General features: G+C 71.5%; 27 protein-coding genes and 1 riboswitch. All 27 genes read right to left on the bottom strand.

Annotated features, from left to right (window positions below; translation table 11 throughout):
- Positions 1–39: 39 nt before the first annotated feature.
- Entirely contained in the window at positions 40–588 is a 549-nt protein-coding gene (locus tag C9J87_RS15235; protein WP_157953224.1) for a hypothetical protein, read from the bottom strand.
- Positions 585–1,061, bottom strand: a complete 477-nt coding sequence (ribH, locus tag C9J87_RS15240; protein WP_107705955.1) for a 6,7-dimethyl-8-ribityllumazine synthase — start codon at positions 1,059–1,061, stop codon at positions 585–587. The genes C9J87_RS15235 and ribH overlap by 4 nt, the downstream gene beginning before the upstream one ends.
- On the bottom strand, positions 1,058–2,320 hold the full coding sequence (locus tag C9J87_RS15245) for a bifunctional 3,4-dihydroxy-2-butanone-4-phosphate synthase/GTP cyclohydrolase II (RefSeq protein ID WP_010833166.1): 1,263 nt from the start codon (positions 2,318–2,320) through the stop codon (positions 1,058–1,060). The genes ribH and C9J87_RS15245 overlap by 4 nt, the downstream gene beginning before the upstream one ends.
- On the bottom strand, positions 2,317–2,949 hold the full coding sequence (locus C9J87_RS15250) for a riboflavin synthase (RefSeq protein ID WP_010833167.1): 633 nt from the start codon (positions 2,947–2,949) through the stop codon (positions 2,317–2,319). The genes C9J87_RS15245 and C9J87_RS15250 overlap by 4 nt, the downstream gene beginning before the upstream one ends.
- The gene (ribD, locus tag C9J87_RS15255; RefSeq protein ID WP_232820073.1) at positions 2,949–3,989 is read right to left on the bottom strand and encodes a bifunctional diaminohydroxyphosphoribosylaminopyrimidine deaminase/5-amino-6-(5-phosphoribosylamino)uracil reductase RibD; all 1,041 of its coding nucleotides are present in this window, start codon (positions 3,987–3,989) and stop codon (positions 2,949–2,951) included. Before ribD ends, C9J87_RS15250 begins: the two co-directional genes overlap by 1 nt.
- Before the next feature lie 66 nt (positions 3,990–4,055).
- Positions 4,056–4,185, bottom strand: a riboswitch (FMN riboswitch).
- A gap of 179 nt (positions 4,186–4,364) precedes the next feature.
- Positions 4,365–4,781, bottom strand: coding sequence for an MmcQ/YjbR family DNA-binding protein (locus C9J87_RS15260; RefSeq protein ID WP_232820074.1), 417 nt, complete (start codon positions 4,779–4,781; stop codon positions 4,365–4,367).
- Positions 4,778–5,440 (bottom strand): ribulose-phosphate 3-epimerase, encoded by a 663-nt coding sequence (rpe, locus tag C9J87_RS15265; protein WP_010833170.1) that lies wholly within the window; start codon positions 5,438–5,440, stop codon positions 4,778–4,780. Before rpe ends, C9J87_RS15260 begins: the two co-directional genes overlap by 4 nt.
- Before the next feature lie 10 nt (positions 5,441–5,450).
- Complete coding sequence (gene ligD, locus C9J87_RS15270) at positions 5,451–6,419, bottom strand: non-homologous end-joining DNA ligase (RefSeq protein WP_010833171.1); 969 nt, start codon at positions 6,417–6,419, stop codon at positions 5,451–5,453.
- A gap of 9 nt (positions 6,420–6,428) precedes the next feature.
- Positions 6,429–7,454, bottom strand: coding sequence for a hypothetical protein (locus C9J87_RS15275; protein ID WP_010833172.1), 1,026 nt, complete (start codon positions 7,452–7,454; stop codon positions 6,429–6,431).
- A gap of 127 nt (positions 7,455–7,581) precedes the next feature.
- Positions 7,582–8,889, bottom strand: coding sequence for an RsmB/NOP family class I SAM-dependent RNA methyltransferase (locus C9J87_RS15280; protein ID WP_010833173.1), 1,308 nt, complete (start codon positions 8,887–8,889; stop codon positions 7,582–7,584).
- Positions 8,882–9,298, bottom strand: a complete 417-nt coding sequence (locus tag C9J87_RS15285) for an MmcQ/YjbR family DNA-binding protein (RefSeq protein WP_036490754.1) — start codon at positions 9,296–9,298, stop codon at positions 8,882–8,884. The genes C9J87_RS15280 and C9J87_RS15285 overlap by 8 nt, the downstream gene beginning before the upstream one ends.
- A gap of 34 nt (positions 9,299–9,332) precedes the next feature.
- Entirely contained in the window at positions 9,333–10,166 is an 834-nt protein-coding gene (locus C9J87_RS15290) for a LamG domain-containing protein (RefSeq protein ID WP_107705957.1), read from the bottom strand.
- 41 nt (positions 10,167–10,207) lie between these two features.
- Complete coding sequence (locus tag C9J87_RS15295) at positions 10,208–11,710, bottom strand: OFA family MFS transporter (protein ID WP_232820075.1); 1,503 nt, start codon at positions 11,708–11,710, stop codon at positions 10,208–10,210.
- 102 nt (positions 11,711–11,812) lie between these two features.
- Positions 11,813–12,754, bottom strand: coding sequence for a methionyl-tRNA formyltransferase (fmt, locus tag C9J87_RS15300; protein WP_107705959.1), 942 nt, complete (start codon positions 12,752–12,754; stop codon positions 11,813–11,815).
- On the bottom strand, positions 12,754–13,299 hold the full coding sequence (def, locus tag C9J87_RS15305; protein WP_036490758.1) for a peptide deformylase: 546 nt from the start codon (positions 13,297–13,299) through the stop codon (positions 12,754–12,756). The genes fmt and def overlap by 1 nt, the downstream gene beginning before the upstream one ends.
- An 87-nt stretch (positions 13,300–13,386) precedes the next feature.
- On the bottom strand, positions 13,387–15,405 hold the full coding sequence (locus C9J87_RS15310) for a primosomal protein N' (RefSeq protein WP_157953225.1): 2,019 nt from the start codon (positions 15,403–15,405) through the stop codon (positions 13,387–13,389).
- A 140-nt stretch (positions 15,406–15,545) separates the two neighbouring features.
- Entirely contained in the window at positions 15,546–16,748 is a 1,203-nt protein-coding gene (gene metK / locus C9J87_RS15315) for a methionine adenosyltransferase (RefSeq protein WP_107705960.1), read from the bottom strand.
- A 115-nt stretch (positions 16,749–16,863) separates the two neighbouring features.
- Positions 16,864–18,108 (bottom strand): bifunctional phosphopantothenoylcysteine decarboxylase/phosphopantothenate--cysteine ligase CoaBC, encoded by a 1,245-nt coding sequence (gene coaBC / locus C9J87_RS15320; protein ID WP_036492879.1) that lies wholly within the window; start codon positions 18,106–18,108, stop codon positions 16,864–16,866.
- Between the two features lie 27 nt (positions 18,109–18,135).
- Complete coding sequence (rpoZ, locus tag C9J87_RS15325; RefSeq protein WP_010833183.1) at positions 18,136–18,474, bottom strand: DNA-directed RNA polymerase subunit omega; 339 nt, start codon at positions 18,472–18,474, stop codon at positions 18,136–18,138.
- Positions 18,475–18,515: 41 nt separating this feature from the next.
- Positions 18,516–19,118 (bottom strand): guanylate kinase, encoded by a 603-nt coding sequence (gene gmk / locus C9J87_RS15330; protein ID WP_010833184.1) that lies wholly within the window; start codon positions 19,116–19,118, stop codon positions 18,516–18,518.
- Positions 19,115–19,441: an integration host factor, actinobacterial type gene (mihF, locus tag C9J87_RS15335; RefSeq protein ID WP_036490764.1), complete on the bottom strand. Its 327-nt coding sequence runs from the start codon at positions 19,439–19,441 to the stop codon at positions 19,115–19,117. Before mihF ends, gmk begins: the two co-directional genes overlap by 4 nt.
- Before the next feature lie 103 nt (positions 19,442–19,544).
- Complete coding sequence (locus C9J87_RS15340) at positions 19,545–19,979, bottom strand: hypothetical protein (protein WP_010833186.1); 435 nt, start codon at positions 19,977–19,979, stop codon at positions 19,545–19,547.
- Positions 19,976–20,800: an orotidine-5'-phosphate decarboxylase gene (gene pyrF / locus C9J87_RS15345; protein WP_010833187.1), complete on the bottom strand. Its 825-nt coding sequence runs from the start codon at positions 20,798–20,800 to the stop codon at positions 19,976–19,978. Before pyrF ends, C9J87_RS15340 begins: the two co-directional genes overlap by 4 nt.
- A complete protein-coding gene (locus C9J87_RS15350; RefSeq protein ID WP_084622851.1) occupies positions 20,797–21,618 on the bottom strand; it encodes a tRNA-dihydrouridine synthase in 822 nt (273 codons plus the stop codon). Before C9J87_RS15350 ends, pyrF begins: the two co-directional genes overlap by 4 nt.
- Complete coding sequence (locus tag C9J87_RS15355; RefSeq protein WP_036492885.1) at positions 21,615–22,442, bottom strand: iron-sulfur cluster-binding protein; 828 nt, start codon at positions 22,440–22,442, stop codon at positions 21,615–21,617. The genes C9J87_RS15350 and C9J87_RS15355 overlap by 4 nt, the downstream gene beginning before the upstream one ends.
- Entirely contained in the window at positions 22,435–23,466 is a 1,032-nt protein-coding gene (locus C9J87_RS15360) for a quinone-dependent dihydroorotate dehydrogenase (protein ID WP_232820076.1), read from the bottom strand. Before C9J87_RS15360 ends, C9J87_RS15355 begins: the two co-directional genes overlap by 8 nt.
- Positions 23,463–26,759 carry a carbamoyl-phosphate synthase large subunit gene (carB, locus tag C9J87_RS15365; protein ID WP_010833191.1) on the bottom strand — a complete coding sequence of 1,099 codons (3,297 nt, stop codon included), beginning with the start codon at positions 26,757–26,759 and terminating at the stop codon, positions 23,463–23,465. Before carB ends, C9J87_RS15360 begins: the two co-directional genes overlap by 4 nt.

Consider the following 26,759-nt stretch of genomic DNA (forward strand, 5'->3'; position numbering starts at 1 on the left):
CGCGCCCGCGCCCTGCCCCGGTCCGAGGACCGGCACCGCTCACCCCACGGGTTCGGGCTGGGTGCGCGCGTCGAGTGCGCCCAGCGCAGGATCCTTGCGGTTGCTCCACAAGAAGACGAGGAACCACGCGAAGAAGGCGAGCGCGAGCAGGACGACCACCGCTGCGGCCACCTGCGCGCCGTCTGCGGTGACCATGATCGAGCGACCCAGGGCAGACGACAGCAGGGCGGTCAGCGTCACCGCCAGGCCGATCCACCGCAGCAGGTTGGCGGTGCGCTGCACGTCCGACCGGTCCACGACCGCGCTGATGCCGGTGCACGTGCCGAATACGAGGACCCCGATGACCAGGCTCTCCGCCGCGACGAGCCCCCGTCCCGCCTCGACGACGAGCAGGGGGATGCCCAGCACGACCCCGAACGACGCGGCGACCGCCGCCGCGGTGAACCCGGGACTACGCCCGGCCAGCTTGGCGAGGCCGCCCAGCACGATGCCCCACCCGATCAGGTCCGGGATGAGGTCGAGCCCGTTGAACCGGAAGTCGTTGACGACCAGCAGCAAGCCCGCCACGACCATCCCGAGGGGCGTCATGCGCGTAGGTCCGCCAGGATCCGGGCTGTCTCGAGCACCGCGGACGTCGCCTCCCAGCCCTTGTCTTCCTTCGAGCCCTCCAGGCCGGCTCGATCCAGCGCCTGCTGGTCGTCGTCGCACGTGAGCACGCCGAAGCCGATCGGCACCCCGGTGTCGAGTGCGACCCGGTTGAGCCCGTCGGTGGCGGCGGTGCAGACGTAGTCGAAGTGGGGGGTGCCGCCGCGGATCACGACGCCGAGCGCGACGACAGCGTCGTAGCCCTGCTTCGCGAGGGCGAGCGCCACGACGGGCAGCTCGAACGTGCCGGGCACCCGCACGATCGTCGCGTCGGCGACCTGGTGGGCGGCGAGGGCACGCTCGGTGCCGGCCAGCAGGCCGTCCATCACCTCGGTGTGCCAGCTCGCGGCGACGACGGCGACCTTCAGGCCGGACGCGTCGAACACTGTCTCCTTGGGGGCTCCATGTCCACTCACTGGTGCAGCTCCTCAGTCATGACTTCCGGCAGGTCGGGCAGCAGGTGGCCCATCCGGTCGCGCTTGGTGCGCAGGTAGTCGATGTTGTCGTGGGTCGGGTGGATCGCCAGCGGCACGGTCTCGGGGACCTTGATCCCGAACTCCTCGAGGCTGGTGGTCTTGTCCGGGTTGTTGGTGAGCAGTCGCACCGACTCGATGCCGAGGTCGCGCAGGACCTGCGTGGCGGTGCCGTAGTGCCGGCCGTCCGCGGGCAGCCCGAGGTCGAGGTTGGCGTCGACGGTGTCGCGCCCGGCGTCCTGCAGCGCATAGGCCTGGAGCTTGGCGACGAGGCCGATGCCACGGCCCTCGTGGCCACGGAGGTAGACCACCACTCCCCTGCCCTCGGCGACGATCTGCTTCATCGCCTCGTTGAGCTGCGGGCCGCAGTCGCACCGGTGGCTGCCGAAGACGTCGCCGGTGAGGCACTCGGAGTGCACGCGGGTCAGGACGGGCTCGGGGCCCGAGACGTCGCCGTACACCAGCGCGACGTGCTCGCTGTCGTCGATGGTGATGCGGTAGCCGTAGGCCGTGAACTCACCGTGGGCAGTGGGCAGGCGGGTCTCGGCGACACGCAGGACGTGCAGCTCATGGCGGCGGCGGTAGCGGACGAGGCCCTCGATCGAGATCATCGCGAGCCCGTGCTCGTCGGCGAAGGCCCGCAGCTCCGGGGCGCGCTTCATCGTGCCGTCGTCGTTGACGACCTCGACCAGGACGCCGGCAGGCGTCAGGCCGGCCAGCTTGGCCAGGTCGACGGCTGCCTCGGTGTGCCCGCGGCGTACGAGGACCCCACCCTCGCGGTAGCGCAGGGGGAAGACGTGGCCGGGACGGGTGAGCTCCCACGGCTCGGTGGCCGAGTCGGCCAGCACCTTCGCGGTGTGGGCGCGGTCCGCGGCGCTGATGCCGGTGCTGACGCCGTCGCGGGCGTCGACCGAGATCGTGTAGGCGGTGCGCAGCTTGTCCTTGTTGTGCGGCGTCATCAGCGGGATCTCGAGGCGCTCGAGCATGTCGCCGGGCATCGGCACGCAGATCACGCCGCTGGAGTGGCGGATGGTGAAGGCCATCAGCTCCGGGGTCGCCTTGGCCGCGGCGAAGATGATGTCGCCCTCGTTCTCGCGGTCCTCGTCGTCGACGACGATGACGGCCTTGCCGGCGGCGATGTCCGCGATGGCGCGCTCGACGCTGTCGAGCCGGATGGGTCCTGGGGTGGGTTCGGCGTTCATGCCTGGTCCTTCTCGTGGTTCGTGCTGAATCGGTCGAGGTAACCGCCGACGAGGAGCTTCTCGACGTGCTTGGCGATCACGTCGAACTCGAGGTTGACGCGGTCACCGGGCTGGCGGGTGCCGAGGGTGGTGCGGGCGAGGGTCTCGGGGATCAGGCTCACGGTGAAGCTCGCGTCCTTCGCCTCGACGACGGTGAGGCTCACGCCGTCGACGGTGACCGAGCCCTTGTCGACGAGGTAGCGGCCGAAGTCGCCGGGGATCGAGATCTCCACGACCTCCCAGTGCTCGCTGGGTGTACGTCGCAGCACCTCCCCGACGCCGTCGACGTGGCCTTGCACGATGTGGCCGCCGAGGCGCCTCTCCACCGTCACGGCGCGCTCGAGGTTGACCGGGTCGCCCACCGTGACGCCGTGCAGGCTGGTCTTGTCGAGGGTCTCCTGCATGACGTCGGCGGTCCAGGTGCCGGCGTCGCTGGTCACGACGGTGAGGCAGCAGCCGTTGACGGCGATCGAGTCGCCCAGGCCGGTGCCCTCGAGGACGGTGGCGGCCCGGACGGTCAGGCGGATCGCGTCGCCCTGCTCCTCGACGGCCTCGATGGTGCCGAGCTCTTCGACGATGCCGGTGAACATCAGATCCCTTCCTTCGACGGGTGGAGGGTGAGGCGGACAGTCGCGTCGGCGCCCGTGCCGATGACGGACGCTCGCTTGAGGTGCCAGCGGAGCTGGTCGGTGACGGTGGTGATGCCGAGGTCGCCGACGGCGTTGAGGCCGGCCCCGAGGAAGGTCGGCGCGACATAGGCGTAGATCTCGTCGACGAGCCCGGCCTTGAGGAAGGCCGCGGCCAGCGTGGGGCCGCCTTCGAGCCACACGTGGACCCGGCCCTGGTCGCGGAGCTGGCGCAGCGCGTTCGCCGGGTCGCGGGTGACGAGGTGCTTGGCCTCGCCCGGGGCGTCAAAGATCCGGCTGTCGGCGGGGACGTCGCGCTCGCCCATGACGACGCGCAGCGGCTGGTGCTCGACGGGCTCGTCGACCTCGTCACGGACAGTGAGCTGCGGGTCGTCGATGAGGACCGTGCCGGTGCCGACGAGGAGGACGTCGCACTCCGCACGCAGGGTGTGGGTGTCGCGGCGGGCGTCGGCACCGCTGATCCAGCGGCTGGTGCCGTCGGCGGCGGCGCTGCGGCCGTCGAGGGTGGTCGCGAACTTCCAGGTCACGAACGGGCGCTCGTTCTCCACGGCGAAGGTCCAGGCGCGGTTGATCCCACGGGCGACCGGCTCCATCACCCCGGCCTCGACCTCGATGCCGGCCGCGGTGAGCGCCGCTGCTCCCCCGGCGGCCTCCGGGTTGGGGTCGCGCTGGGCGAAGACGACGCGGCGCACGCCCGCCGCGATCAGCGCCTCGACGCAGGGACCGGTGCGGCCGGTGTGGTTGCAGGGCTCGAGCGTGACGACGGCCGTCGCCCCGCGGGCCGCCTCGCCGGCCTCGGTCAACGCTGCGACCTCGGCGTGCGGCGTACCGGCACCGCGGTGGAAGCCCTCCGCGATCTCCACACCCTCGGCGTCGAGCAGCACGCAGCCGACCCGGGGGTTGGGCCCGAGCGGCACGCCCGGCGTCGCCGCGAGCGTCAGCGCGCGGCGCATCGCAGCCTGCTCGGCTGGTGTCGTGGTCATCGCTACCCCTCATGTCCGAAAAATGGACTCCGGGGTGCGGGCGCGAGCGTCGTGACGACGTCCACGCTGCGTGATCTTCTCATCCGGACTTTGACCGTCGGTCCAGGAATTGCACCTGGTCAACCGGCCACTGGCTGTGGCCGGGTCGCGGACTTTCACCGCCGGTGCGGATTTTCACCGCCCCCAGAGCACGCTCTTGCTGGGTCGAACTCTGCCACAACGCCCGACATTCCCGCGCGGGTGTCCGGGTGTGACGTCGGCGACGCCGGTGACCGGGGGTGAGAACCCCGGCTGATCTGCCAACTGAAGGCAGTTCGCCGGCGCCACCACCGAGGTGAGCGTGGACCCGGCGCTGGCCGAGGCCAACTGCATGCGTTACGAGCTGTCCAGGTCGTGCTCGCGCAGCCAGGTCTGCCCACGCCGGGCGGAAGCCTGGGCCAGCCACGCGTCCTGGACGAGCTCGACGATCTCGTCGCGGGACACCTCGCCGACCCGGGAGGCCCGGAGCAGGACGGACGGGTGGCCGTCGAAGTGCGGGGTCGTGAAGAAGGGCGTCGTCTCGTCCTGCACGAGGGCGAGCTTGTCCCCCTCGGACCCGACCCAGAAGACGATCACGTCGCCGTAGCGCTCCCCCGTCGCCGGGTCGAATGCGTCGGGCCGCGGGGTCCGGAAGAACACGAACGACTTGGAGCCCACTTGGTAGACGGGCCGTGGGCCCGGCTTGGCGACGGTGACGTGCGGCATCCCCAGCGCTGTGGCGTGGATGTCGTCGACCGTGGCCCGTTTGCTCACGTCAGCGCGGCCTCGGCCTTCGCCTTCAGCTCGCGCACCATCGCGTCGGGGTCGGCGGCGGAGTAGACGGCGCTGCCCGCCACGAACACGTCGGCGCCTGCCTCAGCACAGCGCTCGATCGTCTCCAGGCTGACGCCGCCGTCGACCTGGAGCCAGGTCTCGACGCCGTGCTTGCGCATCAGCGCCCGCGCCGTACGGATCTTGGGCAGGCACAGGTCGAGGAACTTCTGGCCGCCGAAACCGGGCTCCACGGTCATGATCAGCACCATGTCGAGCTCGGGCAGCAGGGCTTCGTAGGGCTCGATCGGCGTGGCGGGCTTGAGGGCCATGCTCGCGCGTGCGCCCTGGTTGCGGAGCTCGCGGGCCAGCCGGATCGGGGCCTTCGTCGACTCGACGTGGAAGGTGACACTGCTGGCCCCGGCCTCGGCGTAGAGCGGCGCCTGGGTGTCGCAGTCCTCGATCATCAGGTGCGCGTCGAGCGGGATGTCGGTGGACCTGCTGAGCGCCTCGATCATCGACGGCCCGAAGGTCAGGTTGGGCACGAAGTGGTTGTCCATGATGTCGACGTGCACCCAGTCGGCACTGCCGATCCTGCCGATCTCCTCCCCCAGCTTGGCGAAGTCGGCGTTGAGGATGGACGGCGTGATCTGGATTCCCACGGGCGTCAGCCTAGGGGCCGGCGGTTTCGGGGTCGGCGGGCGGCTCGGCACCCGCGGCCTCGTCCCGCTCGGCCCACTCCAGCAGCGGTGCGATGTCGAAGACCTCGTTGTCGATCCCGCCGTGCAGGTCGCCGATCTCGGCGAAGCGGGCGGGCATGGTGAAGATCGTGAAGTCGTCGGGCTCGCAGGCGTCGATCTCGTCCCACCGCACCGGCGCGGAGACGCGGGCGTTGGCGACGCCACGGACGGAGTAGGCGGCGGCGATCGTGTGGTCGCGGGCGTTCTGGTTGTAGTCCACGAACAGCTGGTCGGGCGAGCGGTCCTTGCGCCACCAGGCGGTGGTCACCTCCCCGCCGGCGCGGCGCTCGACCTCGCGGGCGAAGGCGAGGGCGCCGCGGCGTACGTCCTGGAAGCCGTGGTCGGGCTTGATCCGGACGTAGACGTGCAGCCCGGAGCCGCCGCTGGTCTTCGGGAAGCCGACGGCACCGAGGTCGTCGAGGACCTCGTGGGAGATGTGCGCGACCCGCTGGACGGTCTCCCAGTCGCACTCGGGTCCCGGGTCGAGGTCGATGCGCCACTCGTCCGGCGACTCGGTGTCGGCGCGGCGGCTGTTCCAGGGGTGGAACTCGACCGTCGACATCTGCACCGCCCAGATGACGCTGGCCAGCTCGGTGACGCAGAGCTCGTCGGCGGTGCGGTTCCAGCGCGGGAAGTGCAGGCGGACGGTCTCCACCCACGGCGGCGCGCCGGCGGGGATCCGCTTCTGGTGCACCTTGTCGCCGGCGAGCCCCTTCGGGAACCGGTGCAGCATGCAGGGCCGGTCGCGCAGCGCGTTGACGATCCCGTCGCCGACGGCGAGGTAGTAGTCCACCAGGTCGAGCTTGGTGGCGCCGGACTCCGGGAAGTAGACGCGGTCGGGGTTGCTCACCCGGACTACGCGGTCGTCAACCTCGATCTCGGTGCTGGGTGAGGTCGCCATGACCGAACCCTAGCCAGCGGTGGCGGCCGTCGGGCTCTGCTCGGGGGCGGGGGTGGGTGCCTGCGACGGCGGCTCGCTCGGAGCAGGCGTGACGGTCACCAGCACGACGTCGCTGGTGCCCGCGTCGGCGTACTCGCTCTCGGGACGCAGCCAGCGGAGCTCCTGCGTCTCGGTCACGGTGACGGTGGCGCGCGACGAGCCGTCGGGGCCCATGTAGGTCAGTGGCGACACGTCGGTCCACTCGGCTGCCCCGGGCGCGCGCGCCTGGAGGACCAGCGGGTCACCGGTGACCCGGCCGCTGCCGTCGGTCACCGAGCCGGCCACGGTGAGCTGCTCCCCGGCCGCCAGTCCCGGCGCGGACGTGGTGATCGAGGTCGCGAGCGTGAGCCCCTCGAAGTCCCACACGCGGCCGTTGCCGCGGATCGCGTCGACGTTGAAGCTGTTGCCGTCGCAGCCGAAGCCGGTCACGACATAGCCGGCGCCGTCGCCGTGCCGTGCCACGAACTCGGCGGGCGTGGCGCTCTCCACGGCCGTGGCCATGCCTGTCGTGAGGTCGACCAGGTGCCACTCGTGGGTCAGGCTCGCGGTGTCGACGTGCTGCCAGGTCGCGGGCGGGACCGCCAGCGGGGCCCGGCCACGCCAGGCGTGCCCGGCCGGCGCGTCGAGGGACGTGACCCAGATGTAGGAGGCGCCCGTGGTGCCGCTCTCGGAGCGGACGTCGACGGCCGCGCCGAGGGCCGCCATCGAGAGGAACGAGATCGTCGGACCGGCAGCGGTGCCGGGTCCCGCCGGCACGAGACCGAAGCTGCGGCGCCCGAGCGGCGCCGCGTCGGGGCCGCGGTTGATCCGCGTCGAAGGCGCGGTGGCCGGGCCACCGATGGCGTCGCAGCCGACGTAGGTGAGGTGCATCCCGTCGAGCGGTGAGCCTGGTCCCGTCAGGGTCTGGACGGCGGAGTCGTCTGCGTGTGCAGGCGTGACGGCCAGTGCTGAGAGCAGGGCCGCAGCGATGACTGCGACTCGTCGACGATGTTGCACCGATTGACTCGATCCCCTATGTGCCGATCACCTCGATCGGTCCCCCGCAGCCCATCATCCACACGAATCGCCCGGGAGGGAACAGGTGACCCCTCAATGTAGGTACGGAGAACACTCAGAGGCGGGTTCAGAGGCGGCGGATGGTGGCGATGAACATCGCATCGGTGCCGTCGCGGTGCGGCCACAGCTGCCGCGTGCTCTCGAGCTGCGCGTCGCTGCGCCCGGTCAGGACGGCTTGCACCACACCTGTCGTCTCGGCGAGCACCGGCGAGCAGGTCGCGTAGACGACCACGCCGCCCGGGCGTGCGGAGGCGATCGCGTTCGCCAGCAGCGCTCGCTGCAGGGGCACGAGCACGTCCAGGTCCTGGGGGGTACGGCGCCATCGCGACTCCGGCCTCCGGCGCAGCGCGCCCAGCCCGGAGCACGGAGCGTCCACCAGCACCCGGTCGAAGGTGTCCGCGCGCCACGGCGGGCGGGTGCCGTCACCGGTGACGACGCCGCTCAGCCCGACCGACGCCGCGCGGGTGCCCCGGGCGACCAGGCGTGCGCGGTGCTGCTGGAGCTCGTTGGCGAGCACGCGGGCCCCGCGTTGTCCGGCGAGCGCGGCGAGCAGGGCGGCCTTGCCACCCGGCCCGGAGCACACGTCCAGCCAGCGCTCGTCGCGTCCCTCGAGCCCGGCATCGGCCAGTGCCAGCGCCACCAGCTGGGAGCCCTCGTCCTGCACGCCCGCGCGACCCTCGGCCACCGCGGGGACGGCCGACGGGTCGCCGCCGGCCAGCTCGACGGCGTACGGCGACAAGGTGCCGCGCACCCCGCCAGCCGCGACCAGCTCGTCGACGGTCGAGAGACCCGGACGGGCCACGAGCATCACCTTCGGGGCGGCGTTGTCGGCCGCCAGCAGGGCGGGCAGCTCGTCGGCCGAGCCCAGCGCCTCGCCCAGCGCCTCGACGACCCAGCGCGGGTGGGAGTGTGCGATGGAGGCAAAGCCGACCGGGTCCCGTGCAGGGTCGGGCGCCACCTGCTGGATCCAGGCCTCGAGGTCGTGGGCGCTCACCTTGCGGAGCACCGCATTGGTGAAGCCGGCCGGCCCGACGCCGATCCGGGCGCGGACCAGGTCGACGCTGGTGCTGATCGCGGCATGGTCCGGCACGCGCATCGAGAGGAGCTGGTGCACCCCGAGACGCAACGCGTCGCGCACCTTGGCCTCGAGCTTCGGCTTGGTCAGGCAGGCGTCGATGATCGCGTCGTAGGTCCCCTGCCAGCGGATCGTGCCGGACACCAGCTCGGTCGTGAAGGCGGCGTCACGCCCGACCAGCTTGTGCTCGGCCAGCACCTGCGGGAGCGCGAGGTTGGCGTAGGCGTCGTCGAGTCGCACGGCCTTGAGCACGTCGTAGGCGGCGAGTCGTGAGGGATCAACCCGGTTGTCCTTAGCCATCGGCGAGGAACTCCTTGACCAGTCGTCGGGGTGCGACCGCCAGCCACGCCTCGTGGATCACCTCGGTGAGCTCGTCGAGGGTCAGCTCCCCGAGGCGCGACTGCTGGACGAGCACCGCTGAGGTGTTGCGGAAGTGGTCGATGGTGAAGAACGGCGTCGAGCCGTCCTCCACGAGGGCCGCCTTGTCGGCCGGGCCGGCCGTACGGATGACCAGCAGGTCGTCGTACAGCTCCCCTGTGGATGGATCGACGGCGCTCTTGTGGGGGTGGCGGTAGAGCACGAACCCCCGGCCCTTCTCACCGCGCGGGACCTTCCACGTGGGCACGTCACCCCACGTGGTGCCGAGCTCCGTGCCCGGCAGCGCGGCACAGATCGCGTCCACGTCGTCGGGTCGGGCGGGCCTGGTCACGAGACGCGAGCCTAGACCCGGCTCGGCGGCGGCTTCAGCAGGCCTTGTTGTAGACGCCTGGGCGGGTGGGCGGCGCGTCGACGGGCTGCAGGTTGGGGGCCTCGAGGCTCCAGTGCCGCACCCAGTCCATCTGCATGCGGCTGATGTTCATGGTGCGCTCGCCCTTGGCCTGCATCGTGAACCGCACCGTCAGCGGGACACCGGAGAGCAGGTCGTCACGTCGCTCGGTGAAGACCACGTGCGCGTCGATGAACCAGGAGATCCGCTCGCGCGTCACCTCGACGGCGTAGGTGTGCCACCGGTCGCGGCCGAGGTCCATGGGGTGGCTGCCCTTGTAGGCGACGTTGGGCAGGGTGCGGGCGTAGACGTGGGCCGCCTTGCCGTGGGGGGTGTAGCTCGTGAGCGCGATGTTGCGGCCGCCGCAGTTCTCCTCGGCGCCCCCGGCCGGGACGAGCTCGGCGAGCACGCGGTAGCGGGCGTCGCCACGGCCGTACTGCCGGCTCCGCAGCCGCGTCTCCCAGCGACCCACCTCCGCGCCGGCGCCGGCCAGCGTCGCGCGGACGGTGCCCTTGCTGGTGGCGTTGAGCGTCAGCATGCCGTTCTGGTGCCACACCTGGCCGGGGCCGTCGGCGACCCACTGCGGGCCCATCTGACCGGTGTACGGCGCCTCGAACTCCTCGCGCCACACGATGCCGCGGTTCCACCAGCCGAAGGTGCTGGCGGCGTTGATCGGGCCCGGCTCGGCACCGGCGTGGTCGGCCTGGGCGGGCGCACCCGTCAGCACGGGGCTGAGCAGGGAGGCGAGCACGGCGCCGGCCAGGGCAGCAGCAGCGCGACGGGGTCGGACACGTGACAGCGGGGAGGTCATGGGCACCGACCGTACGCGGTGGGGCCGGGCTCGACGCAAGTTCACGCAACCAGCTTCAGCGCTGTGGTGAGGGTCTGGAAGACGCCGTACGCCAACAAGATGCCGACCACGGACCAGGCCAGCACCAGGCGGACCGTGCTGGCGTCGGTCGACAACGTCGCATCGGCGGCCTCGCTCGCGGCCTCGTCGGCCTCCCGGGCGGGAGCGTGGCGCGTCATGTCCTCGTGGAACTTCGCCGCCACCGGGCGGACCAGCAGGTTGGCGACGAAGCCGACCGTCAGCACGCCGACCATCGTGAACAACGCGGGCCGGTAGGCGTCGGCGTCGAGTGTCCCGGCGCCGCCGGCACTGTCGAGGAACCGGTTGATGATGAGCGGCCCGGCCACGCCGGCGGCCGACCAGGCGGTGAGGAGCCGGCCGTGGATGGCACCGACCTGGAAGACCCCGAACAGGTCGCGGAGGTAGGCCGGCACCGTGGAGAACCCGCCGCCGTAGAAGGAGATGATCATCGCCGCCAGGAGCACGAACACGGCCGTCGAGGACGAGCCGGTGAGGGCGAGCAGGACGTAGAGCACGATGCCGAGGCCGAGGTAGAGCATGTAGATGGGCTTGCGACCGATCACGTCGGAGGTGCTGGACCACACGAAGCGACCTGCCATGTTGAACAGCGACAGCACGCCGACGAACCCGCCGGCCGCGGCGACGCTGACGCTGGAGGTCTCGCCGTCGCGGAAGAAGTCCTGGATCATCGGGCTGGCCTGCTCGAGGATGCCGATGCCGGCGGTCACGTTGCAGAACAGCACGGTCCACAGCAGCCAGAACTGCGGTGTGCGGATCGCGTTGGCGGCCGAGACGTCCTCGGTGGTGACGAGCGCCTTCGTCTTCACCGTCGACGGGTCGAACCCGGCCGGCTTCCAGCCCGGTGCCGGCACCCGGATGTTGGCGACGCCGATCATCATGATGGCGAAGTAGGCCAGGCCCAGCGTCACGAAGAGCAGGGTGAGCGCGTGCCCGCCGGCCAGCGAGGCAGGGTCGGCCGCGTCATAGGACGGGTCGTAGAACGAGAGCAGCTGGCGCGAGGCCGGAGATGCGACCATCGCGCCGCCGCCGAAGCCCATGATCGCCATCCCCGTGGCCAGCCCGGGACGGTCGGGGAACCACTTGATCAGCGTGGAGACGGGCGAGATGTAGCCGATGCCCAGGCCGATGCCGCCGATCACGCCGTATCCGAGGTAGAGCAGCCACAGCTGCGAGGTGGCGATGCCGGCGGCGCCCACCAGGAAGCCGGTGGCCCAGCAGCAGGCGGCGGTGAACATCGCCATCCGCGGACCCACCCGGTCGACCCAGGTGCCGAAGAGCGCGGCGCTCAGGCCGAGCATCACGATCGCGATCGAGAGGACGATGCCGATCGCGGTCTGCGAGGCATCGAAGTGCTCGATCAGCGAGTTCTTGTAGACGCTGGTGGCGTAGGCCTGGCCGATGCACAGGTGCACGGCGAGAGCGGCCGGCGGGATGAGCCAGCGGTTGTAGGAATGGGATGCCACGGTGTGGCGCCTGTCCAGGATTTCGAGCGTTGCCACCTGAGACCTCCGAGATCGTGGGCGTCCGGGGAGGTTAACGCGCAGGTGGTTGAAGCGTGACGCAGTTCACCCCAGGGGGTGAGGGGTCAACCGTGCTCCCGGCGGCACCGTGACGCCGCGCGCCCAGTCGGCGGCCCGCATCTGCTTCTTGCCGAAGGCCTTGACCTCGCCCAGCTCGACGGGATGCGTGGCGGTGCCGACGAAGACGGCGTTCTTGGTGACGTCGAGGACACCGGGGTCGAGGCGCTCGCGGTCGGACGCGACGCTGACGGCGCCGATCTTGAAGCGCTCGCCCTCCCACGTGCTCCAGGCACCGGGGCCGGGCGTGCAGGCGCGGACCTGGCGGTCGATGCGCTCGGCGGTGTCGGTCCAGTCGATCTCGGCGTGCTCGACCAGGATCTTCGGCGCGAAGGTGACGCCCTCGGCGGGCTGGTCGCGGGCCTCGAGCGACCCGTCGGCGATGCCGTCGAGGGTGCGGACGAGCAGCTCGGCGCCGCCCTCGGCCAGTCGGCCGAGCAGGTCTCCGGCGGTGTCGGTCGGGCGGATCCGCTCGGTCATCACGCCGAACGTCGGACCCGCGTCGAGCTCCTTCACGATCCGGAACGTCGTCGCGCCGGTCAGGTCGTCACCGGCCCAGATCGAGTGCTGCACGGGCGCGGCACCACGCCAGGCCGGCAGGATCGAGAAGTGCAGGTTGATCCAGCCGTGCTCGGGGATGTCCAAGGCGGACTGCGGCAACAGGGCGCCGTACGCCACGACCGGGCAGACGTCGGGCTGGAGCTCCTTGAGCGCTGCCTGGAACTCGGGGTCGCGCGGGTGCACCGGCTTGAGCACGGGCACGCCGAGCTCCTCGCCGCGCAGCCCCACGGGACTCGCGACCAGCTTGCGGCCGCGACCCGACGGGGCGTCGGGACGGGTGACCACGCCGACGACCTCGTGGCCGGAGGCGACCAGGGCGTCCAGGGCGGGTACGGCGACGTCGGGCGTGCCTGCGAAGACGACGCGCATCACAGGCCGAACCCGAGGGTGCTGTGCGGGCTGACCTTGACGGTCGGTCGCTCGAGGCCGAACCAGTCGGACTCGCGGATCTCCTTCATGGCGGCCTTGCGGGCGGCCGTGTCGAGCTTGTCGATGAACAGGATCCCGTCGAGGTGGTCGGTCTCGTGCTGGATCGCGCGGGCGAGCAGGTCGGATCCCTCGATGCGGAGCGGTTCGCCGTACATGTCGAAGCCGGAGGCGACGACCGACAGCGCGCGCAGGCACTCGTAGGTGAGCTCGGGCAGGCTCAGGCAGCCCTCGGCGCCTTCCTGCGTCTCGTCGCTCAGCGAGAGCTCCGGGTTGATGAGGTGGCCGAGCTGGCCCTCGACGTTCCAGGTGAACACACGCAGGCCGACACCGATCTGCGGCGCCGCGAGGCCCGCACCGGGAGCCGCGAGCATCGTGTCGGTCAGGTCCTGCACGAGCGTGCGGATCTCCTTGTCGAACGCGTCGACCTCGATCGCGCGCTTGCGCAGGATCGGGTCGCCGAACAATCGGATGGGCTGGACGGCCACGTGGTGCTTCTCCTCGGTCGGAAGGCACCAATGCTAGAGGCGCCCACCCATCGCTCGCGCATCAGCGGCCCACTCGATCACGCGCGCTCAGATCACCAGCGGGTCGACCTGGATCCGGACGGCGTCGAGCTTGCGGGCGCTGCGCACGCGCTGGAGCTCCCCCAGCGCAGCCGTCAACGCGGGTCCGGAGGCGAGCGGCACCCGGATCACGGCGCGCTGCTCGCCCTTGGCGTTGCCCACCGGCACCGGTCCCAGCAGGTCGGCCACCTCCGGCAGGTCGAGCAGAGTCAGCGCATCGTCGAGCGAACCCGGCTCCCCCGTGATCGTCGCAAGCCGGGCAGCAGGCGGCAGGTGGGTCTGGGACCGGTCGGCCAGCTCGCGCTCGGCGAAGCCTGCGGGGTCCCAGCGCACCAGGGCCTGCAGGACCGGCAGGGCCGGGTCGCCGACGACGACCACCCGTCCCCCGGGCCGGACCAGGCCGGCAGCGCCGAGCCAGCGGCGCAGGGCCTCCTCGTTGGCACGCAGGTCCTCGCGGGCCACGGTCAGCCAGGTGTCGAGGATGACGACGGCGGCGTAGCCACCGTCGGCGGGCGGCTCGGCCCCCACCGTCGCGACGACGATGTCGGGGCGGCTCGAGACGCCGGCGAGCACCCGGTCGCTGCTCGAGCTGCGGATCGTGGTGCCGGCGAAGGAGCGGCCCAGCTCCTCGGCCGTGCGCGCCTCACCCCGCACCGGAGCCCGGAGCCCGCGGTGCCGGCACTCACGGCACGCCCACGCCGGGTCGGCCGTCCCGCACCACCGACAGGTCGGAGGTGTGGTCGGCCCGGCCAGCACGAGCGGCCCGGCACAGGCCGCGCAGCGGGCGGGGGTGCGGCAGCGCTCGCACGCGAGCGAGGGGGCATAGCCGGCCCGCGGGGTCTGCACCAGGACGGGCCCGCTCGTCAGGCCATCACGGATGACCTCGTAGGCCGCCCGTGGCACCCGCGAGCCGACCGCCCGGTCCTCGGCCGGCACCACGTCGACCCGGGCCCGCGCACGGACGACGGCCCGGTCGGATGCGAGCTCGTGGGCCCAGCCGCTGCGGAGCAGCAGCAGGCTCTCACAGGTGCGGGCGAACCCCGCGACGAGCATCGCTGTCCCCTGCTGGGCAGCGCGCATCGCGAGCACCTCCCGGACGTGGGGGTACGGCGCCCGCGGCTCTGCGTGCAGGTCGTCCCCGTCGTCCCAGATCACCACCAGGCCCAGGTCGTGCACCGGCGCGAGCGCCGCCGAGCGGGTCCCGACCACGACCCTGCGTGCGCCCCTCGAGACCGCCAGGAACTCCCGGTAGCGCTTCGCAGGACCTGCCTCGGCGGTCAGCACGACGTGCTGGTCGGGGCCGAGGACCGCGTCGAGCGCCGACGAGACCCGCTCGGCGTCACGCTGGTCGGGAACGCAGATCAGCGACCCCCGGTCGCTGGCGAGCGTGGCGGCGACGGCGTGCGCCAGCATCGCCGGCCAGTCCTCGCCGGGAGCGGCGTTCCACACCGCGCGGGGCACTCCCCCCGCGCCGAGGTGGGCGAGGAACGTCGCTCCGTGCACGACGTGCTGCCACGTCTGCGGGTCGGGCGTGGCGGTCGTGGTCGGGCTCGGCGGCGTCGGCTCCTTCTCCGTGGCGGCGTGACGCGGTGGCACGGCCAGCCGCAGGACGTCGGCTCGCGCACCGGCGTACCGCTCCGCGATGCCGGCCGTCAGCGCAGCCACCTCGGGATGCAGGACCGGCTCCGCGCTGACGACGCGTCGCAGGGGCTGAAGGCGAGCGTGGTGGTCGCTGGTGGCCGCGCGCTCGAGCACGAACCCGTCCACGTCCTGACCGGCGAAGCGCACCTTGACCCGTGCTCCGGGCACGGCCGTGGCTGCGTCCTTGGCGGGCACGGCATAGTCGAACGGACGGTCGAGGTGGGCGAGCGGGACGTCGACCAGCACCCGCGCCACGGGATCGAACTCGGCGGGCTCGAACTCCGCGGCCTTGCGCGCCCGCGTCGCCGCGGCCTTGGCCTTCGCGTCGGTCACGGACGCACGCAGGCCGGGCAGCATGTCCGCTGTCCCGGCCTCGTGGTTGGTCATGGGGCGCATTCAATCAGCGGCCACCGACAATGCCCGGAGCGGCCAACTGGTTGGCCAACTCTTGCGCCTCTTGGCCGTTGCAACGGCCTGTCTGTGCGGGAGTCCCCGCCTAAGCGGGGACTCCTGCATCAAAGAACCTCTCAGGCGCCGGCGGCAGCCTTGAGCTTCTCGGCGCGGTCGGTGGTCTCCCACGTGAACTCGGGCAGCTCGCGACCGAAGTGTCCGTACGCCGCGGTCTTGGCGTAGATCGGGCGGAGCAGGTCGAGGTCGCGGATGATCGCGGCGGGTCGCAGGTCGAAGACCTCGAGGACGGCCTGCTGGATGGCCTCGTCGGGGACGATGCCGGTGCCGAAGGTCTCGATGAAGACACCCACGGGGGCGGCCTTGCCGATGGCGTAGGCGACCTGGGCCTCGCAGCGACGGGCGAGCCCGGCGGCCACGACGTTCTTGGCGACCCAGCGCATGGCGTAGGCGGCCGAGCGGTCGACCTTCGAGGGGTCCTTGCCGGAGAACGCGCCGCCACCGTGGCGAGCCATGCCGCCGTAGGTGTCGACGATGATCTTGCGACCGGTCAGGCCGGCGTCACCCATCGGGCCACCGACGACGAACTTGCCGGTCGGGTTGACGAGCATGCGGTAGCCCTCGGAGGGGATGTCGAACGTCGCGAGCACGGGGTCGATCACGTGCTTCTTGATGTCGGCCTCGAGGGTGGCGTGCTCGACGTCCTCGGCGTGCTGGGTCGAGAGCACGACGGTGTCGATGCGGACGGGACGGTCGTCCTCGTCGTAGGCGATCGTCACCTGGGTCTTGCCGTCGGGACGGAGGTAGGCGAGCGTGCCGTTCTTGCGGACCTCGGTCAGCGTCTGGGCGAGGCGCTGGGCGATCATGATCGGCAGCGGCATCAGCTCGGGGGTGTCGTCGCAGGCGTAGCCGAACATCAGGCCCTGGTCGCCGGCACCGCGCTTGTCGAGGTCGTCCTCGGACGAGCCGACGCGCGCCTCGTGGCCCTGGTCGACGCCGGCGGCGATGTCGGCCGACTGGGCGCCGATGGCGACCTGGACGCCACAGGTGGTGCCGTCGAAGCCCTTGTCGGAGGAGTCGTAGCCGATCTCGAGGATCTTCTTGCGGACCAGGTCGGCGACCGGGGCGTAGGCGTTGGTGCGCACCTCGCCCGCCACGACGACGAGGCCGGTGGTCAGGAGGGTCTCGACCGCGACGCGCAGGTTTTCCTTGTCGGCGTCGTTCTCCATCAGGTAGTCCAGGACGGTGTCGCTGATCTGGTCAGCGATCTTGTCCGGGTGACCCTCGGTCACAGACTCCGAGGTGAAGAGGCGTCCAGCCACAGCGGTGCTCCTGTCAGGGTTATTCAGGGTTTCTCAAGGGTGCGGTGCGACCGACGCGGTTGGCGCGCAGGCATGGGTCCACGATAGCGATCGCCCACTATGCGGGACGGCCGTCTCAGGGGTCGAATCGACGCGCGACCTCGTCCCAGATGACCTGGGCGAGCGCACGCTTGGTGCCGTGGGGGACCTCGACGGTGCCGCCGTCGGCACCCAGGATGACGGCCTCGTTGTCCGGGCTGCCGAAGACCGCTCCCCCGCTGACGTCGTTGACCACGAGCAGGTCGCAGCCCTTGCGGGCCAGCTTGGCGCGGCCGAGCTCGAGCACCGTCCCGGTGGCGTCACCGGTCTCGGCGGCGAACCCGACGATCACCGAGCCCTCGCGGAGACGGTGCTGCGAGATCTCCTTGAGGATGTCGGGGTTCTGCTCGAGCTCGATCGTCGGCGAGGAACCATCCTCGGCCTTCTTGATCTTGTCCTCGCTGACCGACGTCGGCCGGAAGTCGGCCGGTGCCGCGGCCATCACGACCGCGTCCGCGGAGGAGGCTGCGGAGACGACGGCGTCGTGGAGCTGCGCGGTCGTCTCGACCGGCACGACCTTGACCCCGGCGGGGTCGGGCAGCGCGACGTTGGCCGCGACGAGGGTGACCTCGGCTCCCCGGGCGGCCGCGGCGCGGGCGAGGGCATAGCCCTGCAGGCCGGACGAGCGGTTGCCGAGGAAGCGCACCGGGTCGAGGTACTCGCGGGTGCCTCCGGCGCTCACGACGACGTGGCGACCGGCCAGGTCGGGCTCCACGACTCCGCGATCGAGCACGTCGAGGGCGATGTCGAAGATCTCGAGCGGGTCGGGCAGCCGGCCCTTGCCGGTGTCCTTGCCGGTGAGGCGGCCCTCGGCGGGCTCGATCACGATCGCACCGCGGGCGCGCAGCGTGGAGACGTTGGCCACCGTGGCGGGGTGCTCCCACATCTCGGTGTGCATCGCGGGCGCGAACACGAGCGGGCAGCGGGCGGTGAGCAGGGTGTTGGTGAGCAGGTCGTCGGCCAGGCCGTGCGCGGCCTTCGCCATCAGGTCTGCGGTTGCCGGCGCCACCACGACGAGGTCGGCGCCCTGGCCGATGTGGACGTGGGGCACGGCGTGGACGTCGGTCCAGACCTCGCTCGAGACGGGCTTGCCGGACAGCGCGGCCCAGGTCGGCGCGCCGACGAACTCCAGGGCGGCCGCCGTGGGCACCACGGTCACGTCGTGCCCGGACTCGGTGAAGCGGCGCAGCAGCTCGCAGGCCTTGTAGGCGGCGATGCCTCCGCTGACCCCGAGGACGACCCGAGCAGAACGAGCGCGAGGCCGCGCCCCCTCAGGGGACACGGCCTCGTCAGACTCAGTGGTCACACGTCACTCGGCAGCGTTGAACTGCGCCTGCGCCTCGGCGCGGGCAGCCGCAGCAGCGGCCTCCTCGGCGGCGAGCTCGGCGGGGTCGACGTCCTCGCAGGTGAGCAGGTCGTCGTTGATCTCGCGCAGCGCGATCGACAACGGCTTCTCCTGAACGTGGGTGTCCACGAGCGGGCCGACGTACTCGAGCAGGCCCTCGCCCAGCTGGGAGTAGTAGGCGTTGATCTGACGAGCACGCTTGGCGCTGTAGAGGACCAGCTTGTACTTGCTGTCGGTCTTGGTGAGCAGGTCGTCGATCGAGGGGTTGGTCACGCCCTCGGCGGCGATGTTGGGGGCTGACACAGCTAGAGCCTCACAGAGTCGAAGAGATGGTCGGTCGAGGCTCAAGAATGATCAGAGGACTGATCCGGAGCGTCGACCCTCATCAAGGCTACCAACTCCTCGGCAGCAGCGTGAACTTCGTGGTTCACCACGGTGACGTCGAACTCGCTCTCGGCGGCCAGCTCGACCCTCGCGGTCTCGAGGCGGCGCTCGCGCTCGGCCGCCGTCTCGGTGCCGCGGCCGACCAGTCGACGCTCGAGCTCCTCCCACGACGGGGGCGCCAGGAAGACGAACAGCGCCTCCGGCATCGTCGTGCGGACCTGACGGGCGCCCTGCAGGTCGATCTCCAGCATCGCGGGGTGACCGCTGGCGAGCGCGAGCTCGACCGGCCCCCGCGGCGTGCCGTAGCGGTGCATGCCGTGCACGACCGCCCACTCGAGCAGGTCACCGCGCTCGGCCATGGCGTCGAAGTCCTCGTCGGAGACGAACCAGTAGTGGACGCCGTTCTCCTCGCCCGGTCGCGGCGTGCGCGTGGTGGCGGAGACCGAGATCCAGACCTCGGGGTGGTGGCGGCGGACCTCCGCGGCCACGGTGCCCTTGCCGACGGCGGTCGGGCCGGCGAGCACGATCAGGCGCGAGGGCTGGGATGCGGGATGGGTGGTCAAGACGGCTCTTGCGGGCCGAACTCGCGCTCCAGCGCAGCGACCTGCTTGATGCCGAGGCCCCGGACCCGCCTGCTCTCGGCGATGCTGAGGCGCTCCATGACCTGCTTGGCGCGGACCTTGCCGAGGCCTGGCATCGACTGCAGCAGCTCGACGACACGCATCTTGCCGATGACCTCGTTCTCCCGGCCTTCACGCAGGACGTCGACGATCGACGCTCCGGAGTTCTTGAGGCGGTTCTTCACCTCGGCACGCTCCCGGCGAGAGGCCGCGGCCTTGTCGAGGGCGGCCTGGCGTTGCGCGGGCGTGAGTGGGGGCAAGGCCACGAATCGGTTCCTCTGTCGGGCGGGCTGGGCGTCGGCGTCAATCTAGTCAGAGTGCGACTCGGCAAGCAATCGGCCGCGGGTCCGTCTCACGGGCCCCGACGGGCTACTGGCTCAGCGGCGCCTTGCACACATCGAGGGCCTGCTGCTCGATTCCGGCCATCGCCGCGACCACCCGCTCGTCGCCCAGATCCCGCGCCGCGCCTTGGATTGCGGAGCGTTCCTCGGCCGGCAACGACTTCAGCGTGGTCTTCGGGTCGTACGTCGACGGGTCGACGCCGGCAGCGTCGAGAGCGGCCTCCAAGGCCTCGAGACGGCCGATCACCTGGCTCCATTCGTCGCGAAGATCACGTGGCGAGGCGTCGCGCAGGTCCCGATATGCGTCGAGGACCCCGAAGATCGCGCCGGGTTCGGTGCTGGCCGCGATGTCGCTGAGTTCGACCTGGTGCTCCTTGACGGTCTCGCAGTAGTCACTCGTGGCGTCGCCGCCGCAGCCGCTCAGCAGGGCAGCGGCCACGACCAGCGCGAGCGGGCTCCTCATGCGTCGCCCAGGGCCGCGACGGCGTCGTTGCCGCGCAGGGCGGCGTCGCGCAGGGCGGTCCGGTCGGGGCCGGCCGAGAGCACCTCGCGCGAGGAGCTCGGCAGCACGTTGCGGGCGTTGGCCCCGAAGATCCGCTGCAGGTCGGCGACGGTTCCGCCCTGGGCGCCGAAGCCGGGTGCGAGCACCGGGCCGTTGAAGTCGAGCCGCTCGTCGGTGCTGCCGATGGTGGCGCCGATGACGGCACCGAAGTCGCCCAGCGGCGTCGCGTCGGCGTTGAGGTGGGCCAGGTGGGCGAGCACCGTGCCGGCGACGGTGGCGTCCCCGCTGCGAGCATGCTGGACCTCCGGGCCCTCCTTGTTGGAGGTCAGGGCCAGCACGAAGACGCCGGCGTCGTGCCGGCGAGCGGTCTCGATCATCGGGTCGATCGAGCCGACGCCGAGGAAGGGGCTCGCGGTGATCGCGTCGCTGGCCAGTGGTGAGGCGGGGTCGAGGTAGGCGTCTGCGTAGGCCTGGCTGGTCGACCCGATGTCGCCGCGCTTGACGTCGAGCAGGACCAGCGCACCGGCGGCGCGGGACTCGGCGATCACGCGCTCCAGCACGGCGACCCCGCGCGAGCCGAACCGCTCGTAGAACGCGCTCTGCGGCTTCACGACGCTCACGTGCGGCGCCACCGCCTCGACCACGGTGAGGGCGAACCGCTCCAGGCCGGCGACGTCGTCGTCGAGGCCCCACTCGTGCAGCAGCGAGGAGTGGGGGTCGATGCCGACGCACAGCCTCCCGCGGGTGGTCATGGCGTGGTGCAGGCGGGCGCCGAACCTCATGGAGCGTCCTCTTCTCGGGTCAGGGCGGCGCGGACCCGCGCCACCGTTGTCGGATCATGCAACAGGGCGGTGCCGATCTGCACGGCACGCGCCCCGAGGTCGAGGAAGCGGCGGGCGTCGTCGACGCTGCTGATGCCGCCACCGCCGATCACCGCCACGTCGGGGAGCTCCGCCGTCACCGCGGCCACGCAGCGCAGCGCGATCGGGCCGATGGCGGGCCCGCTGAGTCCCCCCGGCCGCCCGTCGGGCATGGCCGCGGGCACCGCGTTGCCGATGACGACGGCGGTGGCACCGGCGTCGGTCACCCCACGGGCCCCCTCGACGATCCGCGACAGGTCCGGGCGCAGCTTGGCCAGCACCGGCAGGTCGCCCGGGAACTCCCGCCGGACGGCGGCCACGACGCTGGCTGCGTGGTAGGGCTCGCGCACGTCGAACAGGTCCTCGCCGACCTGGTCGGGGGCGCCGATGTTGATCTCGAGTCCCGCGACGCCGGGCGCGCGGCTGAGGCGACGAGCCAGGTCGGCGTACTCCCCCATCGACGAGCCCGCGATCGAGACGAAGACGCGCACGCCCGCACGCACCAGCCAGGGCAGCTCGGTGGCCAGGAAGTGCTCCAGCCCGGGGTTCTGCAGGCCGATCGCGTTGACGAGCCCGCTGGGCGTCTCGACGATGCGGGGCGACGGCCCGCCGGAACGGGGGTCGAGGGTGATCGAACGGGTCACGAGGTCGAGGCCGACGAGATCGGCGTAGGCGGCCAGCTCGCGACCGGTGCCTCCGCACCCGCTCGCGACCATCACGGGGCCGGGAAACGTGCTCATCCGAGTGCCTCCCAGTCGAGCCGGTCGCCGCGGAAGACGGGACCGTCGACGCAGCCGCGGACCATCCGGGACGCACCGTCCTCGGCGATCACGGGGACCGGGCAGCCCTGGCACAGTCCGGTGCCGCACGGCATCGGTGTCTCCAGCGCCACCTGGCTCCAGGCACCGCGGGCCTCCGCCGCGCCCGCGACGGCACGCAGCACGTCCCGGGGCCCGACGGCATAGACGACGTCGGCGTCCGCGCGCTCGAGGATCTCCGCGATCTGGGAGGGTACGGCGCCGCGCACACCGACGGAGCCGTCGCCGGTGATCACGGTGACGGCCCGGGCCGAACGCCGCGCCTCCAGCGCCGAGAGGAGGTGGGCCTCGTCCGGCGCAGCGACGACGAGGTTGACCGCACAGCCACGCTCGCGCAGCCGCTCGGCCAGTGGGAACAGCGGAGCAGCGCCGTGGGCGACGCCGACCAGCACGCAGGCGACCGGCTCGCGCGGCAGGGCGAAGGGACGACCGAGCGGTCCGGTGATCGCGAGCCTGGCGCCCACCGGGCGGTCCGCCAGCCACGTCGTCCCGGGGCCGGTGGCGTCGACGACCACGTCGAGGGTCGGGCCGAACGCGCCGGACTCCTTGACGCGGTGGATCCACAGCGCCCGCCGGGCGAGGCGGCCCTCGCCGGCGTCCACGGCCACGAAGTTGCCGGCCCGGAACCGCTGCGGGATCCCGGGAGCCGTGATCGTGAGGTGCCGGTAGGCACCCGCCTTCTTCGTCGCCAGCACCTCGCCGGTGACGTGAAGGGGGCCCTGCCCGGGCCGGGGCGCCTCAGCCAAGGGCGCTCACGATGGTCCGCGGCCACCAGGGACCCTCGTAGATGAAGGCGGTGTAGCCCTGCAGCAGCGTGGCACCGGCCGCGAGTCGTTCCCGGGCGTCGTCGGGCGTGGTGATGCCACCGACGCCGATCAGGGTCAGGTCGTCGCCCACGCGCGCCCGCAGGGCGCGCATCACGTCGTTGGCGCGTGCGGTCAGCGGTCGGCCGGACAGCCCGCCGGCACCGATCGCGGCGACGGCGTCGGGGTCGCTCCTCAGCCCGTCGCGGCTGATCGTGGTGTTGGTGGCGATGACCCCGTCGAGCCCGAGGGCGACGGCGAGGTCGGCAACGGCGAGCACGTCGTCGTCACTGAGGTCGGGTGCGATCTTGACCAGCAGCGGCACCCGGTCGGCCGTGTGGCGATCGGCCTCCTCCCGCACCGCGATCAGCAGGGGCTCGAGCTTCTCCACGGCCTGCAGGTCGCGCAGTCCCGGCGTGTTGGGCGAGCTGACGTTGACGACGAGGTAGTCGGCGTGCGGCGCGAGCAGGCGGGTGCTCTTCTCGTAGTCGGCGACCGCGTCCTCCTCGGGCACGACCTTGGTCTTGCCGATGTTCACCCCGAGGACCGGACCGGGTCGCCGCCCGCGCGCCTCGAGGCGCGCGGCCACGACCTCGGCGCCGTCGTTGTTGAAGCCCATCCGGTTGATGACCGCACCGTCGGCGGGCAGCCGGAACAGCCGCTTGGGCGGGTTGCCGGACTGCGGCTCCCCCGTGACGGTGCCGATCTCGACGTGGCCGAAGCCGAGGCCGCCGAGCGCGTCGATGCCCACGGCGTTCTTGTCGAAGCCGGCGGCCAGCCCCAGCGGGTGGGCGAACCCAAGCCCCATCGCCGTGACCGGTCGGTTGCTGCGCTGCGGCAGCCGTGTCGTCACCGGCGCAGCCGCCCGGATCGCCGCGAACGCGGCGTGATGGGCGCGCTCCGGATCGGTCCGGGTCAGCACATGGTCGAACAGCAGTCGGTAGGGCCGGCCCATCAGCGCCGTCACGCCTCGATCTTTCCGGCCTTGTTCCAGTCCTGGAGGCTGCGTACGCCGATCTCGCCGGCCGCGAGCGCCTCGATGCCCTGCACCGCGGCGCCCAGGCCCTGGATCGTCGTGATGCACGGGATGTTGGCGCCCACCGCGGCCGTGCGGATCTCGTAGCCGTCGAGGCGGGCCGAGCCGCCGGTGGAGTAGGGCGTGTTGATGACGAGGTCGATGTCGCCGTCGCGGATCAGCTGGACGGTCGTCTTCTCCCCATGGGGGCCCTCGCCCTCGTGGTACTTGCGGACGGTGGTGACCTTGACGCCGTTGCGACGCAGCACCCCGGCGGTGCCGGCGGTGGCGAGGATCTCGAAGCCGCGCTCGGCCAGCACCTTGATCGGGAAGATCATGTTGCGCTTGTCGCGGTTGGCGACCGAGACGAAGACCCGGCCACTGGTGGGCAGCGAGCCGTAGGAGGCCGTCTGGGCCTTGGCGAAGGCGGTGCCGAAGTCGGCGTCGAAGCCCATCACCTCGCCGGTCGACTTCATCTCCGGGCCGAGCACGGTGTCGACGTTGCGGCCGTCGGGGGTCTTGAACCGGTTGAACGGCATCACGGCCTCCTTCACCGCGATCGGCGCACCTTCGGGGAGGTCGCCGCCGTCGCGCTCGGGCAGCAGGCCCACGGCGCGCAGGTCGGCGATCGACTCACCGAGCATCACCCGCGCCGCCGCCTTGGCCAGCGGGGTGCCGGTGGCCTTGGAGACGAACGGAACGGTCCGCGACGCCCGCGGGTTGGCCTCGAGGACGTAGAGCACGTCGGAGCCGAGCGCGAACTGGATGTTGAGCAGACCCCGGACCCCGACGCCCCGGGCGATCGCCTCGGTCGCCTGGCGGATCCGCTGGATCTCGGAGGAGCCCAAGGTGATCGGCGGCAGCGCGCACGACGAGTCGCCGGAGTGGATGCCGGCCTCCTCGATGTGCTCCATCACGCCGCCGAGGAAGAGCTCCTCGCCGTCGAAGATCGCGTCGACGTCGATCTCGATCGCGTCGTCGATGAACCGGTCGACGAGGACCGGCCGCTCGGGGCTGATCTCGGTGGCGCTGTCGATGTAGGAGCGCAGGCGGTCGTCGTCGTAGACGATCTCCATGCCGCGTCCACCCAGGACGTAGGATGGGCGGACCAGCACGGGGTAGCCGATGCTGTCGGTGATGCGCTTCGCGTCGGCGTACGACGTCGCCATGCCGTGCTTGGGGGCGGGCAGCCCGGCCTCGACGAGCACGCGGCCGAAGGCACCGCGCTCCTCCGCGAGGTCGATCGCCTCGGGCTGGGTGCCGACGATCTTGACGCCGGCGTCAGCCAGGCCCTGCGCCAGCCCCAGCGGGGTCTGGCCACCGAGCTGGCAGATGACGCCCGCGATCGGGCCGGCCTGCTGCTCGGCGTGGACGATCTCGAGCACGTCCTCCAGGGTGAGCGGCTCGAAGTAGAGCCGGTCGGAGGTGTCGTAGTCGGTCGAGACGGTCTCGGGGTTGCAGTTGACCATGATCGTCTCGTAGCCGGCCTCGCTCAGCGCCATGCTGGCGTGGACGCAGGAGTAGTCGAACTCGATCCCCTGGCCGATCCGGTTGGGCCCGCTGCCCAGGATGATGACGGCTTCCTTGCCCTCGGCCCGCGGCTGGACCTCGGTCTCCTCGTCGTAGGACGAGTAGTGGTAGGGCGTCTGCGCCGCGAACTCGGCGGCGCAGGTGTCGACCGTCTTGTAGACCGGGCGCAGGCCGAGCGCCTGGCGCACCCCGCGCACGACGTCCTCGCGCAGGCCGCGGATGGCCGCGATCTGCGCGTCGGAGAAGCCGTGGCGCTTGGCGGTGCGCAGCGTCTCGTGGTCGAGCTCGACGGCGGCCGCGAGGTCGTCGGCGACCTCCTTGATCAAGAACAGCTGGTCGACGAACCACGGGTCGATCTTGGTGGCCTCGAAGACCTCCTCGGCCGTGGCGCCGGCGCGGATGGAGTCCATCACGGTGCGCAGGCGTCCATCGGTCGGGATCTTGGACTTCTCCAGCAGCTCGGCCTTGTCGCCCACGGGCGAGGCGAAGTCGAAGATCGCGCCCTTGCTCTCGAGGGAGCGCAGCGCCTTCTGCAGCGACTCGGTGAAGTTGCGGCCGATGGCCATCGCCTCGCCGACGCTCTTCATGTGGGTGGTCAGGGTGGTGTCGGCGCCCACGAACTTCTCGAACGCGAAGCGCGGGACCTTGACCACGACGTAGTCGAGCGAGGGCTCGAAGGAGGCCGGGGTCTCCTGGGTGATGTCGTTGCGGATCTCGTCGAGGGTGTAGCCGATCGCGACCTTGGCCGCGATCTTGGCGATCGGGAAGCCGGTCGCCTTGGAGGCCAGCGCGCTCGAGCGGGAGACACGCGGGTTCATCTCGATGACGATCAGGCGACCGTCCTCGGGGTTCACGGCGTACTGGATGTTGCAGCCGCCGGTGTCGACGCCGACGCTGCGGATGATCCCGATGGCCATGTCGCGCATCGCCTGGTATTCGCGGTCGGTGAGCGTCATCGCCGGCGCGACCGTGATCGAGTCGCCGGTGTGCACGCCCATCGGGTCGAGGTTCTCGATCGAGCAGATGATCACCACGTTGTCCGCGGTGTCGCGCATGACCTCGAGCTCGTACTCCTTCCAGCCGATGATCGACTCCTCGAGGAGCACCTCGCTGGTCGGGGAGGCCGCGAGGCCGCCGCCACCGATGCGGCGCAGGTCCTCCTCGTTGTAGGCCATGCCGGAGCCGGTGCCGCCCATCGTGAAGGAGGGGCGCACCACCATCGGGTAGCCGAGCTCGTCGACAGCCGCGAGCAGGTCGTCCATCGAGTGGCAGACCACGCTGCGCGCGCTCTCGCCGCCGAGCTCGTCGACGATCTTCTTGAAGATCTCGCGGTTCTCCCCGCGGTCGATGGCCTCGATGCTGGCGCCGATCAGCTCGACGCCGTACTTCTCCAGGACGCCGGCCTTGTCGAGGTCGATCGCGCAGTTGAGCGCGGTCTGGCCGCCGAGGGTCGCCAGCAGCGCGTCGGGGCGCTCCTTGGCGATGACCTTCTCGACGTACTCCGCCGTGATCGGCTCGATGTAGGTCGCGTCCGCGAACTCGGGGTCGGTCATGATCGTGGCCGGGTTGGAGTTGACCAGGATGACCCGGATCCCCTCGGCCATCAGCACCCGGCACGCCTGGGTGCCGGAGTAGTCGAACTCGCAGGCCTGCCCGATGATGATCGGCCCGGAGCCGATGACCAGGACGGACTTGATGTCGTCGCGCTTCGGCAT

This window comes from Nocardioides allogilvus, assembly GCF_003047285.1.
GTDB classification, from domain to species: domain Bacteria; phylum Actinomycetota; class Actinomycetes; order Propionibacteriales; family Nocardioidaceae; genus Nocardioides; species Nocardioides allogilvus.